At 55.1% G+C, this 14,434-nt stretch carries 17 protein-coding genes, 2 pseudogenes and 1 riboswitch; of the genes and pseudogenes, 10 read left to right on the forward strand and 9 right to left on the reverse strand.

The genetic code is table 11. The features are described from left to right. Positions 1-34: 34 nt before the first annotated feature. The 4 genes and pseudogenes from ACTF58_RS12555 to galU form a co-directional block, all read left to right on the forward strand. Positions 35-190: pseudogene (locus tag ACTF58_RS12555) on the forward strand (sugar nucleotide-binding protein); the annotation flags it as partial. Next, positions 187-1,043 (forward strand): annotated as a pseudogene (rfbA, locus tag ACTF58_RS12560) (glucose-1-phosphate thymidylyltransferase RfbA); the annotation flags it as partial. The pseudogenes ACTF58_RS12555 and rfbA, both read left to right, overlap by 4 nt. A 72-nt stretch (positions 1,044-1,115) precedes the next feature. Beyond that, positions 1,116-2,204: a DUF1972 domain-containing protein gene (locus ACTF58_RS12565; protein WP_438992328.1), complete on the forward strand. Its 1,089-nt coding sequence runs from the start codon at positions 1,116-1,118 to the stop codon at positions 2,202-2,204. Positions 2,205-2,270: 66 nt separating this feature from the next. After that, the gene (gene galU, locus ACTF58_RS12570; protein WP_438992312.1) at positions 2,271-3,095 is read left to right on the forward strand and encodes a UTP--glucose-1-phosphate uridylyltransferase GalU; all 825 of its coding nucleotides are present in this window, start codon (positions 2,271-2,273) and stop codon (positions 3,093-3,095) included. A gap of 19 nt (positions 3,096-3,114) precedes the next feature. Here galU and ACTF58_RS12575 read toward each other — a convergent pair whose 3' ends face one another. After that, positions 3,115-4,002 carry a tyrosine-type recombinase/integrase gene (locus ACTF58_RS12575; RefSeq protein ID WP_438992313.1) on the reverse strand — a complete coding sequence of 296 codons (888 nt, stop codon included), beginning with the start codon at positions 4,000-4,002 and terminating at the stop codon, positions 3,115-3,117. 143 nt (positions 4,003-4,145) lie between these two features. Between ACTF58_RS12575 and ACTF58_RS12580 the strand changes: the two genes are divergently transcribed. From ACTF58_RS12580 to ACTF58_RS12590, 3 genes are all read left to right on the forward strand, one after another. Beyond that, entirely contained in the window at positions 4,146-4,298 is a 153-nt protein-coding gene (locus ACTF58_RS12580; RefSeq protein ID WP_438992314.1) for a hypothetical protein, read from the forward strand. 69 nt (positions 4,299-4,367) lie between these two features. After that, entirely contained in the window at positions 4,368-4,886 is a 519-nt protein-coding gene (locus ACTF58_RS12585) for a hypothetical protein (protein ID WP_438992315.1), read from the forward strand. Positions 4,887-4,927: 41 nt separating this feature from the next. Then, on the forward strand, positions 4,928-5,365 hold the full coding sequence (locus ACTF58_RS12590; RefSeq protein WP_438992316.1) for a hypothetical protein: 438 nt from the start codon (positions 4,928-4,930) through the stop codon (positions 5,363-5,365). Between the two features lie 148 nt (positions 5,366-5,513). On the opposite strand, the gene ACTF58_RS12595 is transcribed toward ACTF58_RS12590, so the two are convergent. Next, on the reverse strand, positions 5,514-5,861 hold the full coding sequence (locus tag ACTF58_RS12595) for a VanZ family protein (protein WP_438992317.1): 348 nt from the start codon (positions 5,859-5,861) through the stop codon (positions 5,514-5,516). A gap of 424 nt (positions 5,862-6,285) precedes the next feature. Between ACTF58_RS12595 and ACTF58_RS12600 the strand changes: the two genes are divergently transcribed. Next, a complete protein-coding gene (locus ACTF58_RS12600) occupies positions 6,286-6,606 on the forward strand; it encodes an H-NS histone family protein (protein WP_438992318.1) in 321 nt (106 codons plus the stop codon). Between the two features lie 84 nt (positions 6,607-6,690). Here the strand turns inward: ACTF58_RS12600 and mnhG are convergent, their stop codons facing one another. The 6 genes from mnhG to ACTF58_RS12630 are packed head-to-tail and all read right to left on the reverse strand — an operon-like array spanning position 6,691 to position 12,641. Further along, entirely contained in the window at positions 6,691-7,080 is a 390-nt protein-coding gene (gene mnhG, locus ACTF58_RS12605) for a monovalent cation/H(+) antiporter subunit G (RefSeq protein ID WP_438992319.1), read from the reverse strand. Beyond that, positions 7,077-7,364 (reverse strand): K+/H+ antiporter subunit F, encoded by a 288-nt coding sequence (locus tag ACTF58_RS12610; protein WP_438992320.1) that lies wholly within the window; start codon positions 7,362-7,364, stop codon positions 7,077-7,079. The genes mnhG and ACTF58_RS12610 overlap by 4 nt, the downstream gene beginning before the upstream one ends. Then, positions 7,361-7,864, reverse strand: coding sequence for a Na+/H+ antiporter subunit E (locus ACTF58_RS12615; protein ID WP_438992321.1), 504 nt, complete (start codon positions 7,862-7,864; stop codon positions 7,361-7,363). Before ACTF58_RS12615 ends, ACTF58_RS12610 begins: the two co-directional genes overlap by 4 nt. 1 nt (position 7,865) lies before the next feature. Further along, positions 7,866-9,407: a monovalent cation/H+ antiporter subunit D gene (locus ACTF58_RS12620; RefSeq protein ID WP_438992322.1), complete on the reverse strand. Its 1,542-nt coding sequence runs from the start codon at positions 9,405-9,407 to the stop codon at positions 7,866-7,868. Then, complete coding sequence (locus tag ACTF58_RS12625) at positions 9,404-9,760, reverse strand: Na+/H+ antiporter subunit C (protein WP_438992323.1); 357 nt, start codon at positions 9,758-9,760, stop codon at positions 9,404-9,406. The genes ACTF58_RS12620 and ACTF58_RS12625 overlap by 4 nt, the downstream gene beginning before the upstream one ends. Before the next feature lies 1 nt (position 9,761). After that, a complete protein-coding gene (locus tag ACTF58_RS12630) occupies positions 9,762-12,641 on the reverse strand; it encodes a monovalent cation/H+ antiporter subunit A (RefSeq protein WP_438992324.1) in 2,880 nt (959 codons plus the stop codon). A gap of 463 nt (positions 12,642-13,104) precedes the next feature. Here ACTF58_RS12630 and ACTF58_RS12635 point away from each other — a divergent pair, with 463 nt between their 5' ends. Together ACTF58_RS12635 and ACTF58_RS12640 are read left to right on the forward strand one after the other, a co-directional pair. Beyond that, positions 13,105-13,380, forward strand: coding sequence for a hypothetical protein (locus ACTF58_RS12635; protein ID WP_438992325.1), 276 nt, complete (start codon positions 13,105-13,107; stop codon positions 13,378-13,380). 12 nt (positions 13,381-13,392) lie between these two features. Next, entirely contained in the window at positions 13,393-13,656 is a 264-nt protein-coding gene (locus tag ACTF58_RS12640) for a hypothetical protein (RefSeq protein WP_438992326.1), read from the forward strand. Here ACTF58_RS12640 and ACTF58_RS12645 read toward each other — a convergent pair. Then, complete coding sequence (locus tag ACTF58_RS12645; protein ID WP_438992327.1) at positions 13,653-13,931, reverse strand: hypothetical protein; 279 nt, start codon at positions 13,929-13,931, stop codon at positions 13,653-13,655. The two genes, ACTF58_RS12640 and ACTF58_RS12645, sit on opposite strands and share 4 nt — an antisense overlap. A gap of 118 nt (positions 13,932-14,049) precedes the next feature. Further along, positions 14,050-14,257, reverse strand: a riboswitch (cobalamin riboswitch). Positions 14,258-14,434 lie beyond the last annotated feature (177 nt).

The raw sequence follows: 14,434 nt of genomic DNA on the forward strand, positions 1-14,434 counted from the left end.
CTTTTAATATGGACCACTCAAGTGGGGCTGCTCAACAGCCATTCCTACAACAGACTATCCCACGCCTGCACAACGTCCGCTTAACTCACGTATGGATTGCACGGCAACAAAGCAGGCCTTTGGCATTGAGCGCCCTGATTGGGTGGCTGGATTGAAAACGATATTGGAAGATTTAGAAGCAAGCACATGACACAGCGTAAAGGTATAATTCTAGCGGGTGGGTCAGGCACACGGCTCTACCCCCTTACAATAGCTGTCTCTAAGCAGCTCCTGCCCATTTATGATAAGCCAATGGTGTATTATCCGCTGACTGTTTTGATGCTTGCAGGGATCAAGGATATTTTGGTCATTACAACGCCACAAGATCAGGATCAGTTCCAACGCCTTCTTGGAGATGGCAGCCAGTGGGGCATTCATCTGGAATACAAAATCCAACCGTCTCCCGATGGGTTGGCGCAAGCGTTTATTTTGGCCGAAGATTTTCTTGATGGCGCACCCTCTGCAATGGTGCTGGGTGACAACATCTTCTTTGGCCACGGCCTGCCAGACATTTTAGCCGCTGCCGATGGGCAAACATCAGGGGCAACCGTCTTTGGTTATCACGTCTCAGACCCTGAAAGGTACGGTGTCGTCGCATTTGATGACAACGGCAAAGTACACAGCATTATCGAAAAGCCAGATGTGGCTCCCTCTAATTATGCTGTGACGGGGTTGTACTTTTTAGATGGGTCAGCGCCTGAACGTGTGAGAAAAGTAGCACCATCCATACGCGGTGAATTAGAAATTACATCGCTGCTAGAAAGCTATCTAGCCGAGGATCAACTTCGCGTTGAAAAATGGGGCGGGGCTATGCTTGGCTAGACACTGGGACCCATGCCTCACTCCTCGACGCTTCAAACTTTGTGCGAACGCTCACAGAAAGGCAAGGCCTTCAGGTCGGGTCGCCTGACGAGATCGCCTATCAGTCGAACTGGATTACCAAAGAGCAGCTCCAGGAACGGGCAGCAACGTTCGGGAAAAATAAGTACGGTCAGTATTTAAAAAAAAATAGCCAAAATTGGATAATTATTATCGTTAATAACATAATCTCCGCCATGAAAAATATAGAAACCAAAATGAAGGGTAAAAAAGTCGCTATCATTGGAACTGTTGGCTTGCCTGCGCAATATGGTGGCTTCGAAACTCTAGCGGAAAACTTGACCTTATTCCACAAAGATTCTGATCTCTCATGTAAGTTAACTGTTTGGTGTTCCGGCAAGCACTATACTAAACGGCAAAGTAAGCACTATAATGCTTCACTTGAATACATTGATCTAAATGCAAATGGCGTTCAAAGTATAATATACGATATATTAAGCTTAATTAAGGCAATACAAAAAGGACATAATTCATTACTGCTCTTAGGAGTGTCCGGAGCAGTCGCAATACCTTTTATCCGGCTGTGTACAAAAGCCAGAGTAATAACAAACATAGATGGCTTGGAGTGGAAGCGCGAGAAATGGGGATTTTTTGCCAGAGCCTTTTTGAAGTTTTCTGAGCGGCTTGCAGTTAGATATTCTCATGATGTTATCGCTGACAATAAGGCTATATCAGACTACGTTAACAAAGAATACGGTTTGCCTTGTAATACGATTGCATACGGCGGCGATCATGCAGTGAAGATAGATGAAAATCCCTCTAATATTGATACTCCAGGTAGCTATTCTTTATCACTCTGCCGGATTGAGCCCGAAAATAACGCACATATGATCCTTGAAGCTTTTTCCGAAACGAATGAAAATTTAATATTTGTTGGCAACTGGGATAATAGTAATTATGGAAAAGAACTTAAGAGTAGATTTCGTAATTTTCCAAATATCAGGATGCTTAACCCCGTATATGACAAAAACAATCTGTATAACTTAAGGCGTAAAGCTAAAATATATGTCCATGGTCATTCAGCGGGCGGTACCAACCCAGCTCTTGTTGAGATGATGCACTTTGAAACTCCAACTCTTGCATTTGACTGTAGTTTTAACAGATTTACAACTGATGAAAAAGCACTCTACTTTAGAAATGCTTGTGATTTACGAGCATTATTATCAAATTTTGATGAGGAAAAATTTTTTAAAATAGGCCAAGAAATGAAAAATATAGCGAATGAGAAATATACATGGGAAACAGTGTCACGTGAATACTTCAATCTACTTTTAGGAAAGATTTAAAACTATTATTAACCCTATGTTTTTGAAATTATTTTTAATCATCATTATAGTTCGTAAAATTGCGTAATGAAAAAAATTCGTAAAGCAATTTTCCCAGTCGCGGGTTTCGGGACACGCTTTCTCCCCGCCACAAAGGCTATGCCCAAGGAATTATTGTCTATAGTGGACAAGCCACTTATTCAGCACGCCGCCGAGGAAGCCATAGCGGCGGGCATTGATACCCTCATCTTTGTGACGGGCCGCAACAAGCGCGCGATTGAGGACCACTTTGACAGCAATCAGGAGCTTGAGGCTGCGCTGCTTGCGAAGGGCAAGTCCGAGCAGGCCGACATGGTGCGTAACATCCTGCCAAAGGGGGTGGAGTGTATCTTCGTGCGTCAGCCGGAGCAGTTGGGCCTGGGCCATGCAGTTTTGTGCGCAGAACGCGTTGTGAGCAATGATCCCTTTGCAGTCCTTCTTGCCGATGACTTTCTAACATACGGTGGCTCTGGCATTACGAGGGACTTGGTTGAAGCGTATTACAGCTCTGGCAAGACCCAGCTGAGTGTCATGGAGGTCGAAGGTCCTGATATTTCAAAGTACGGGGTTATCGCACCGTCCGAGGTGCCTGGCGGCGTGGCGGCGCTGGTCGAGAAGCCTGCTGCTGCAGATGCACCCTCCAACCTAGCCAGTATCGGCCGCTACGTCCTCACGCCAGACATCTTTGATATCCTACGCAACCAACCTGCGGGGGCGGGCGGCGAAATTCAACTCGCCGACGCGATTAATACACAGGCTCAGCGCGGTGACGTTGAGGCGGTGAGGCTGAACGGTCTGCGCTTTGATTGTGGCAGCGTTGACGGATACCTAGACGCAATCATGCACGTGGCCGAGCAGCGCCGCCGCGGTTGAATTAAGCTCCCCTACCCAGTCAACTCCAGACGTTGTGCTCTGCCTGATTTAGGTAGCTGCTGAGGACGTTGAGGCTGCGCCAGCCCCCTGCCCTCATGATTGCCGCAGTGTCGTGGCCCTTGATCAGCAAATCCTGCGCCGCGCCCACGCGCAGCGAGTGCCCCGAAATCTCCGCGTCCCTCGGCCTGTGGCCCTTCACGCGAACGATCGACTTCTTAATTATGTTGTTGACGCTGCGCCCGCATATGGGCCTGTCGAGGCAGTTCTCGTGGCTGATGGCGCAGAAAACCCAGTCGATGTCGGCTGGCTTGCGCCTGAGCCAGCGGCGGAGCAGCTTTGCAGAGCGTTCGGAGCCAAATGTCAGCCGGCCGCGACCAAACTGGTCAGTCTTGCTACGGCGTATGACACCCCTCAGGGTGCCCCCCTCTTCAAAATTAATATCTGAGACTTGCAGGCTCGTGAGTTCTGAGCGGCGAGCTAGGAAATCGTAGCCCACGGACAGGAGTGCCGCGTTCCTAATTCCCGTTATGGTGCTGGACTGCGCGGCAATGGCCCTGAGCAAGAGCTCCTCGTTGATACCCCTCGCCTGGCGCTGGCTCATTGTTTTGCCGCGTCGCATCCTGCGGTAGGCAATGGTGAAGTCCTCGCCGTGCGTATGCTTTCCGTGGCCGAGCAGGCTGTGCATGCGCTTCACCGATGATAGCTTGCGGCGGATGGAGCTAAAGCTCAGCCTCTGCTCCATGTGTGCGAGGTAGGCAGTGAGCGTGTCGTCACGCAGCGGGAAGGTCAGACAGCCCGCCCGCTCACACCAGTCGACAAACTCCCCCACATCGGCGTAGTATGAGCGCAGCGTGTTTGGGGCGTAGGCGCCTTCGAGGCGCTGGAGTTGGCTTTGCCAATTTGTCATATAATATTCCATATGTCATAATTTATGACAAAAAGGGTGGTTTGTCAATGGTGACAGCACAACAAATCAAAATGGCACGATCCGCGTTAGATTGGAGCATAGAAAGGCTTTCGAAAGAAACTTCCGTCAGCTCAAGAACAATTATGCGCATCGAAGATCAATCGGGCGTGCCCAGTGCCACAAAAGCAAATATGAATATGCTCGTCACAACGCTTGAGGCGGCTGGTATCGAGTTCATCGGGGCACCCGACGACGGACCCGGCGTCAGGCTGTGGTTGCACTTTGACTCCCAGTGACACACTTCCTGCACTTTAGAGGACGTGCTATAATCTCTGCATCTCAAGACAAAGGTTGCGGGGGCACGCATGCAAGGCAAAATCCAAAGTACCGACTTCGGGGGACTAACACCGCCCGAACAGTTCCTGCTGCACGACGAAAGTGCTGTGAATTACGCCGAACGGCTGGGTGAGCTGATGGCGGACCTAGCACCAGCCAACTATCTTGAGCGGCGGCAGGTCGAGCTCATCGCGCAAGCGGACGTGGATGTGGACCGGCAGCGGCGCATCATTGCGGAGTGCCTGCACCCATCCGTGGTAGTGAACCATGCACAGCAGGTCATAATGGATTGGCGTAAGGCCCACGTTGACGCTTCTGATGACGCCTCAGCCAACAGAGAAGACCGCAGCCCCGCACCACCCGAAGGTGATCCCTCCACCACGAAAGCCATAGCGCAGGCCTACGCCAATCAGCACTCGGCCCTAGAATTGCACTACAAGGCATTGGCGGATGCCGAAAAGCGCCGCCGCATATCAATAGAATTCCTCTACTCTATGCAGGACAGGCGGGCGCGCGCAAAAATCCCCGACGCAGAGGTCATAGAGTGAGCGCAAGACCCGCCAACGCCCAGAATGCGCGGCGCCACGGGGTGCTGAGTGAACCAGACCCAGAGCGCGTCAACGACCTGCTGACAAACATCCTAGGGGACGCCCCAAGCAGCGGGACATTCACGGGCGCAGAGGCCCTAACAGAACGCGAGCTGGCCGCCCTAGCCTTAGCTGACAGCGAGACGCGGCTCGATGCAGCGCACGCCCACTACGTCGCCTGCCAGCCCGAGGAGGTTGACCCCGATCTGGCGTACTGCGCGGACATGCTCGAGGATTTGCTCTACATGGACGACATGCTCGACGAAACCAAGCGCGAGGCCATCCGCCGGATATTTCGAGTGGAGAGGTTTGACACAAGGGCGCGGGTCTCGCGCCAGCGGTTGGCGCTGCGCTACCTTAAGGAAGCCCGCGCGCGTCGCGACAGGGCGCTCTCAGCGTTTCTGTTACATTACGATAGGACTGAGCGAGAGGTGCTATGAGGGCTGGAACCTTCCAGAGCGCCTCTCAGTGCGCAGCCCGCGTACTGTGGCACCCCAGAGCCCAAGCTTCAGCATCCCTTCACACTCCACAAAAAACCCATTTTACCGAAACAAACCAAATCACAACCTTAAGGAGAGTTAAGCGATCTCAACGGATGTGTCGAATACCCAACGCCAGCAGGAGGCCGAGTGCGGCGCCAGCCATATCCGCCAGCCAGTCGTTGATATCCGCGCTGCGACCAAAGTGGGGCTGGATGAGCTCGATTACCCCACCGAAGGCGGCGGCTCCAATAAAGAGCCCGACAAAAAGCAAGCTGAGTGGAACGCGTCGCGATAGGGCCGCGGGCAACACGAGCAGCCCAAAGGCCGCGAGGTGCACCAGCTTGTCCGTGTAGCTTGGGACGGACTGGGGCACATCCAGAGGCGTGAGCATCGCAACGGCGAGGGCCACGGCTATCAGGCCTGTGAGAATACGGCGGGGAGAGAGAAAATACATGGGTGCGGCATAGGCCGAAGCGCTCAGTTGCGCAAGTCTGGGATGTGATGGCAGGTGGCGGATTCGTTTGTGAGACAGGATCATCGCCGCGAAATTTAACACCTATCGCTTTGCCGATTATAAAGACCACGTGATCGACCTTTTGGGGCGCGTGGCTCATGTTTCGGTTGAGACGATGAAAGTGACCGAGGCCATGAAGGCTTTGAAGCGGAAGTAGAGGGGCTGGGGCGGGATATAGTCACGGCTGGAAAAGGAATTGGCCTTGATTTTATCTGCGCGCTCCAGTGTTTTTTAGCTGCAGGACAGAGGCTTTTAAGCGTTGAGACAGCTTTGCACGTCATACACCTTTTTTAAACAGAATTGACCTATACACTCAGTCCAGATACATATTTCAACAGTAAAAAGTGATTTTTGGAGAGTCTGAATGAGTTTTTCTTTAGAAAATATGTCAATCACCGAGCTTAAAATTTTAAGAAAAGATGTAGATCTGGCGATCGAGCAGTGCGAACGGCGCAAACGGCAGGATGCACTCTCCGAGATTGAAAAAACCGCTAAAAGCCTCGGGTTTTCTCTGGCGGAACTCACCGGTCAGCAAGACGGCCCTAAAACACGCGCAAAAGCGGCCATTAAATATCGCAACCCGAACGACAGCAGCCAAACCTGGAGCGGACGCGGACGCCAGCCCCGCTGGCTTGTTGCGATATTGAACAGCACCGACGCAAAAATAGAAGATTTTGAAATCTAGCTGCACGGCCCAGCGCCCTTTGGCGCGGCGCTGGAAACGGCATATCTTGCACTCTGTCTTGTTGCGAGAATAAGGCGAAAGGCCTTAAGAGGCGCCAGAACCTGATCTCTCCTGACTGTCCTCAGGGCTATTCAGCGTTGACCATGTATCATCGCGCGGCGGCGCGGGCGGTGTCTCGCAGGCGCGCTGGTGAATATTGACCTTGGCGATAAAATTGGCCGAGATCGGCGCTGTGACAAACAGAAACGCCATGATCAGAAGCTCGTGCATCGAAGGCGCGCCCGAGGCGTAAGAATAGGTCATCGACGCCAGCAAGAGCGCGCCAATGCCGACTGTCCCGACTTTGGTGGGCGCATGAAGCCGCGTCATGGAGTCGTTGAATTTGAGCAGCCCCAGCACCGCGACGAGGGCAAAGCCTGATCCAATCAGAAGGAAGAGTGCGGTGGCGTAGGTTCCGATAATTTCAAGGCTCATTCGATGATATCCCCCCGCAAAATAAAGCGCGCAAGCGCAACTGTGGACACAAAGCCAAGCATTGCAATCAACAGCGAGACTTCAAAATAGATGCGCACGCCTTGGTGAATACCCAAGAGGATCACAAGGCCGAGCGCGTTGATCACCATTGTGTCGAGGGCCAAGATACGGTCGCCTGTGTTGGGGCCAAGGACAAGGCGGATCATGCACATCAGCTGGGCCACGGCCAGCGATATAAAGGCAACCATCAGCGCAAAGCTCATCAGATCGGGCGCGGACATCATGAGAAAATCTCCTTGAGGCGGGCTTCATAGCGGGTCTTGATCTCGTCGCGCACGGCGTCCGGATCATCGGTGTGAAGCACATGAACAAGCAGGCTGTGGCCTTCATCGGAGAGATCGGCCGAGACAGTGCCTGGCGTCAGGGTGATTGTCCCTGCCAAGAGAGTGATGGCCTCGGGCTGTAGAAGGTCAAGCGGGACCACGATCCACGCAGGTTTGAGCCTCGCGTTTGGCACAGTCAGAACGATCCATGCGACCTGCACATTGGCAACCATGATGTCCCACATCACCAAGAGGCTATAGCGCATCATCTTGAACAGGCTGAAGCGATGGGGCGTATCGGGCCACCACGCGGCTGTGCCCCAAGGGATCAGGATCCCGAGGATCACACCAAAGACGGCCATGCCTGCGGAAAACTCGTTTTGCAGCAAAATCCAGACAACAGCGAGCAGCAGGGTCAGAAACGGATGTGGCATCATCCAGCGGACTGCGCGTCCTAGCATATCAGTGGCCCTCCTTTGGCGTGCTGAGCTTACCGGGTGTTTCAAGCACCGTCTGTATATAGGGCGCAGGATAAAACAGCTGGCCTGCTATTTTGCTTGTATAGCCATGCAACTGGCCTGCAAAGACTGTCTGTGCGGCCAGAAGCCCGATCAACCCGCCAACCGCGACATAGGACAAGGCCTGTGGTGGAGCATTTGGCGCTGCGCCCTCCCCCACGGGCACGCTCTTAGCCTTCCAGAAGAGGAGGCTGCCTGCGCGGGCAAAGCCGAGAATGCTGACGAGACTTGAGACAAGCACCACGCCCCAGATCCAGACCGCCTGCGGCGCAGAGAAGCTTGCGTTCAACACCAGAAGTTTGCCAAGAAAGCCCGAAAGCGGCGGTAGGCCCGCCATGGCAATCGCGCCGACAAAGAAGAGCGCCGCCGTTAGGGCAGCCCCTGCCACAGGCGGTTGGGCTGTCAGCTCAAGGCTGCCACGGCCCGTGCGCACGAGATCTGCAATCAGAAAGAGCGCCGCGCCTGCCAGCGTCGAGTGAACAATGTAATAAAGCGCAGCAGCAATGCCTTCGGGGGTGAAAAGCGAAATCGTCACCATGACCATCCCCATAGAGCCGATCACCGCAAAGGCCACCAGCCTGTCGAGCTTTTTGGCGGCGAGCACACCCATCATACCAATCGCAACCGAGACCAGTGCCGCAGGCAAGAGCCAGAGATCATGCAAGCCTTGCGTCGCGGCAAGCTCGGGCGGAAAGATCAGCGTATAAACACGGATGATCGCGTAGGCGCCGACCTTTGTCATGATCGCAAAGAGAGCGGCTACGGGCGCGGGCGCTTCAGAGTAGCTTGAGGGCAGCCAGAAGTGCAGCGGCACAAGCGCCGCCTTGATCGCAAACACAAGCAACAAGAGCACGGCAGCAACGCGGATACCGACAGTGTCCTCAGCGCCGATGAACGTCACACGCTGGGCCAGATCAGCCATGTTGAGCGTGCCTGTCTCGGCATAGATCGCGCCAAGCGCAAAGAGAAAGAGCGTTGAGCCAATCAGATTGAACAGCACATATTGCACCCCTGCCCGCATCCGCGCGTTTCCGCCTGCGTGGATCATCAGGCCATAGGAGGCAATCAACAACACCTCAAAGAAAACAAAGAGGTTGAACAAATCCCCCGTCAGAAACGCGCCGATGATGCCCATCAGCTGGAATTGGAAGAGCGCATGGAAATGGCGGCCGCGGTTGTCCCAGCCCGAGCCGATGGCATAGAGCAAGACAAACAGCGCCAGAACGCTCGTCAGCAAAACCATCAGGGTCGAGAGCGCATCAGCAACGAGCACGATCCCGAAGGGCGCCGCCCAATCCCCAAGCTGGTAGAGCGTGATTGTCCCGTCAGACGCCTGCCACGCAAGCGCCGAGGCAAGCGCGACAAGCGCCACAACGCCCGCCAGCGACAAGGCGCGCTGAATGCCAATATGATAGCGTGCCGCTAGCACGATAAAGGGCGCAAGCAATGCAGGCAGCACGATGGGAGCGATAATCCAGTGGCTCATGACCGGCCCTCCGCGTCGGCTGTCTCGGGATCGGGCTGGTCATCCACATGATCATCATCAGAGCCAAGGAACGCGCCAAGACCGATCATCACGACAACGGCGGTCATCCCGAAGGAAATCACAATCGCGGTCAGAACAAGTGCCTGCGGGAGCGGATCGGCATAGGCCGTGACCCCGTCGCGCAAGATAGGCGGCGCAGCGATGGTGAGGCGACCCGACGTGAAGAGAAAGACGTTCACCGCATAGGTGAGCAGTGAAATCCCAAGGATCACAGGGAAGGTGCGCAAACGCAGCATCAAATAAATCCCCCCTGCGGTGAGAATGCCAATGGCCGAGGCAACCAGAAATTCCATGTTACACGCCCTCCTTGGCATGGCCGGCTTTTTCGGCGGGGGGATCGTCCCGCGAGGGGTCGATATCCATTGGGTGTTCTGTGTCAGGCACATGGGCGCGGCGCGCAAGGCGCGAGAAGCTTTCCAACGAAAGCATCACGGCCCCGACAACCGCGAGGAAGACGCCAAGGTCAAACAAGGCGGCGGTTGCCAGTTCAAACTTTTCAAATGGCGGGATGCGCACATATGTGAAATCCGAGGTGAGGAACGGCTTGCCCACGAACCAAGAGCCAATCCCTGTCAGCCCAGCGATCAGCACCCCTGCGCCAATCACGCCGTGATAGGGATAGCGCAGCCGTGCCGAGGCCCAGGAAAAGCCGCTGGCCATATATTGCATCACAACCGCAATCGAAACGATCAGCCCCGCAATAAAGCCGCCGCCCGGCTCATTGTGACCGCGCAGGAAGATATAAAACCCGACCAGCAGCACCAGCGGCATGATCACCCGCGTCAGCACAACCATCATCATCGGGTGCATATCGCCTGCGCGCGGCTGGTCCGGCTTGCGGTTGAGTAGACGGGCGCGCACGGGTCCGTCCAGCAGCGTCTCGGTGAGTGCGTAAATGAGCAAGGCGGCAATGCCGAGCACGATGATTTCGCCGTAGGTGTCAAAGCCACGGAAATCAACGAGGATCACGTTGACAACATTGGTTCCGCCGCCGCCCTTGTAAGAATTGGCGAGGTGAAACGCGCTGATCGGGGTCTCGACAGCGTCGCGCAAGAGGTAGTGATAGGCCAGACCAAAGGTCGCAAGACCGCCAGCAATCGCCACCACCGCGTCGCGCAAACGGCGCAGGAGCGAGCTTTCAACAGGGGTTTTGTTGGGCAAAAAGTTGAGCGCGAGGAGAAGCAGAATGATCGTGACAACTTCGACGGTGAACTGCGTCATCGCGAGATCAGGCGCGCTGAAGAAGACAAAGCCGATCGACACCATCAGGCCCACGATGCCGATCAGAATAAGCGACAAGAGGCGGTTGCGGTGCATAAAGACCATACCCGCCGTGGCCGCAACGAGCATAAGCCAGCCCGCAATCGGCACAGGGCCAACAGGCTGCATCTCCCGCGTGGCCGCGCCGCTTGTGCCTGTGAGAAAGCCATGAGCGCCCGCAGCAATGATAGCGACAGTGCCAATTGCGGCGTAGCGCGAAAAGGCGCCATTGTGCAGCGGCAGAATGATCTTTTGCGCAAGGTTTGCCACAGCTTCCACGATGGCCTCAAAAATCGTCTTGGCTTCGGGGCGCGGGGCCGCGTCCCAAAAGCGCAGCGCCGGCTTGAACACGGCGAGCAAAAGCAAGCCGCCGACAACTGCGGCAATCGACATATAAAGCGCGGGCACGAGGCCGTGCCAGATTTTGAAATAGGCTTTGGGTACCTCTGCCGCCTCACCGAGCACCGAGGCTGTGACGAGCTTTACAAAAGGCTCCGCCAAGAAAGGCGCGATCCCGATCAGAACCACAGGGATCATCAGAAGCGCAGGCGGCAGCCAGAGGCCTGCGGGCGGATCATGTGGCGTGGCGGGGTAGTCGTCGCGCACGGGGCCGAGGAAGACGTGACCAATGAGGCGGAAGCAATAGGCCGCCGAAAAGAGCGAGCCGACTGTCGCCAGCGCAGGCACCAGCCAAGGGAGGCCAAACAGCGCCGTTCCGTAGGCTTCCTCAAGCATCATTTCTTTGGACAAAAAGCCGTTGAGCAAAGGAATCCCCGCCATCGACAGCGCCGCCAGCGTGGCGATTGTGAAGGTGACGGGCATCAGCCTGCGCAAGCCACCGAGGCGGCGGATGTCGCGGGTGTGAGCCTCATGATCAACAATCCCTGCGGACATAAAGAGCGCCGCCTTGAAGGTCGCGTGGTTGAGTATATGAAACACCGCCGCCATCGCGCCAAAGGCTGTGCCTGTGCCCAGAAGCATGGTGATGAGGCCCAGATGCGAGACCGTCGAGAAGGCCAGAAGCGCCTTGAGATCATGCTTGAAGAGCGCAATCACCGCCCCCAGCACCATTGTGATCAGGCCAGCCGTTGTCACAATCATAAACCATTCAGGCGTGCCAGAGAGCACAGGCCACATCCGCGCCATCAGGAAGATGCCCGCCTTCACCATCGTGGCAGAATGCAGATAGGCCGAGACAGGCGTCGGCGCGGCCATGGCGTGAGGCAGCCAGAAGTGGAAGGGGAACTGCGCTGACTTGGTAAAGCAGCCCAACAAAATAAGTAAAAGCGCAGGTAGGTAAAGCGGGTCGGCTTGGATAAGTTCGCGGCTCTGCAAAATCACACTAAGATCATAGCTGCCGACAATCTGGCCAAGAAGGAGCATCCCCGCGATCATTGCAAGGCCGCCCATGCCCGTGACCGTCAGGGCCATACGAGCGCCTTGGCGGCCTGCTGGCAGGTGCTTCCAATACCCGATCAGAAGGAAGGACGAGAGCGACGTCAGCTCCCAGAAAATAAGCAGTAACAGGATGTTGTCGGACAGCACAATCCCCACCATCGCGCCTTGGAACAACAAGAGATAAGTGAAAAACTCGCCCATGTTGTCGTCGCGACTCAAGTAGTGGCGCGCGTAAGCAATCACCAAAAGGCCAATGCCCAGAATAAGCATGGCAAAGAAAAAGCCCAAGCCATCCAGCATCAAAGTGACATTCAGCCCCAAAAGCGGCATCCAGTCGATCCGCGCGCTCACAACCTCGCCCGCAAGCACCGAGGGCAGATTGGAGAGCAGGCCGACAAAAGCGGCAAGCGAGATTGTAAATGTGACCCCCGCAACGGCCGCGCGGCCCGCAGAATTCATCAAGCTCGGAAGCAAAGCCCCGAGAAACGGCAGCAGGACGATAAAGAAGAGTGACACGGGAACTCCTGTTGAGCGCATTTTTGGCTTTGTTCAAAAATGCACCTGAATTTGCAAAACGCAAGGTTGAACGACAAAAATAGTCAATTACTCGCAGTCAAAACCGAATGCAGACGGCGGCCTTGCCCCGTCGCAAGACTTTTTCCGCTTTGACTCTGCCCCGAAAAAGCCTGCGAAAAGGGCAAAAATCACGCATCCGCACCCTGGCAGGAGAGGCCACAGGGGCGAGGCCTTAATACTGTTTTTAATCTCATTAACAGGCTTGTGATTCGGAAATACTGCCGCTGCGTTAATTAAATATTGTGTTATTTCACATTTATTCTTATCACTGCTGCACTACTGTTTGCATCTAACGATGTGACATGCCCACCTTTAACTACCCCTGTTGCTTCGGCAATGGGGGACTTTTCTGAGGTTGGGAGAACGGGGGCGACACCGGCCCTTATGAGAGTGGCAGAGTGTTATGATAAAAGACAAATATCCGTGGATCGCCAGCCTTGAACGATCCCAAAACCAGACCATTGCTGAGCAGCCTTACACGCCCTTTGCTTTTGCGCAGGCAGTCTCAAACGCTCGTCTTGAAGAAGCTCTTGCCCGCACAGTAGAGCTAGAAACGCAAGCCACAGAGCTTTCCATTGCGCTCTCGGATCAAAGGGCCGCCACGGAAGACACCCACAGCCCTAAGTCCGTCTGGCCAATGCGCCAGATCAATAACCCCGCCTTCGTGACCAATCTGTAGAGAATTTGCCCCATGATGCTTGAAACCGAATTTGACAGCGATATCGATATCAGCCGCGCCCGCGCACCAATCGAGGCCTTTAACGATTTTGCCGAATTCGCGCCCGCTGGAGCCAAGGCGATTTATTGGCGTGGCACATATCTGGCGAATTATACGCTCGCCGAATACGCCCGCAAACTTCAAATCGCCGGCCTGTGCGAACTAGTCCAGCGCCGCGTCACCCAAGGGCGCAAGACCGAGTTTGAATATATCGCGATCAAGCGCCGCGCGGCCTAAATCAGCTGCCTGCGCGAGCGTGCGCCGCCGCGTCTGCGCTTTTCTGGCAAGGCAAGATCAAGCGGCCTTGGGGGCATAACGAGCGCCTCTTCAATCAGCCCGCAAAACACCGCAACAGCGGGGTCTGTGCTGCGAAACTTCTCCGCCTCATCCAAGGCATATTCGGCCTGAAGCGCAAAACTGCCGCGCCCCTCAAGGCTTCCCAGCCATTGCATAAAGCCCATTCTCCCAAGCTCTCCCGCACGGGTTTCACAATCGGTTTGTGTCTGCAACATATGCAGCGTTCTTTCTAAAAACATAGCGCCCTCCGCGCAATTTTGAGGGAGGGATCAGGAACAAGAGAGACCGCGGCTAAAGGCCAGATGCAATCACCCGTTCCGAGGCACCCCGCCCGGTGGTTGACGTGCGATGGCAGGTCTCCTGACTTGCGGGTCAAAGCGCATCTCCGTCCTTCCCGAGCCAGTATGGCTCAGTGGAGCTTTCGGAGGGCGCTCGCCGCTTACAGTTGCGGGGGCAGTCGCGGAATAAGCCAAAAGGGCCGCACCGTGTTCCCATTTTCATCTGACTGCGAGCAGCCAGAACCATCGCCGACAGTTGCGCAGCCAAGACCGCTTCTGTCAATCTGGCAAATCAGCAACGCAAAAGGCCCGCAGCTTGCGCCACGGGCCTCTGACTTGAATTTCTAAAGCTCAGTTGCCGAAGGTCACCGGCTCAGGGATTGCCCAGCCAGCCTCGCGATAATAGCGCTCCGCACCCGGGTGCAAGCGGCTGGCGATCA

The organism is Lentibacter sp., assembly GCF_965657785.1.
Taxonomy (GTDB): Bacteria; Pseudomonadota; Alphaproteobacteria; order Rhodobacterales; family Rhodobacteraceae; genus Lentibacter.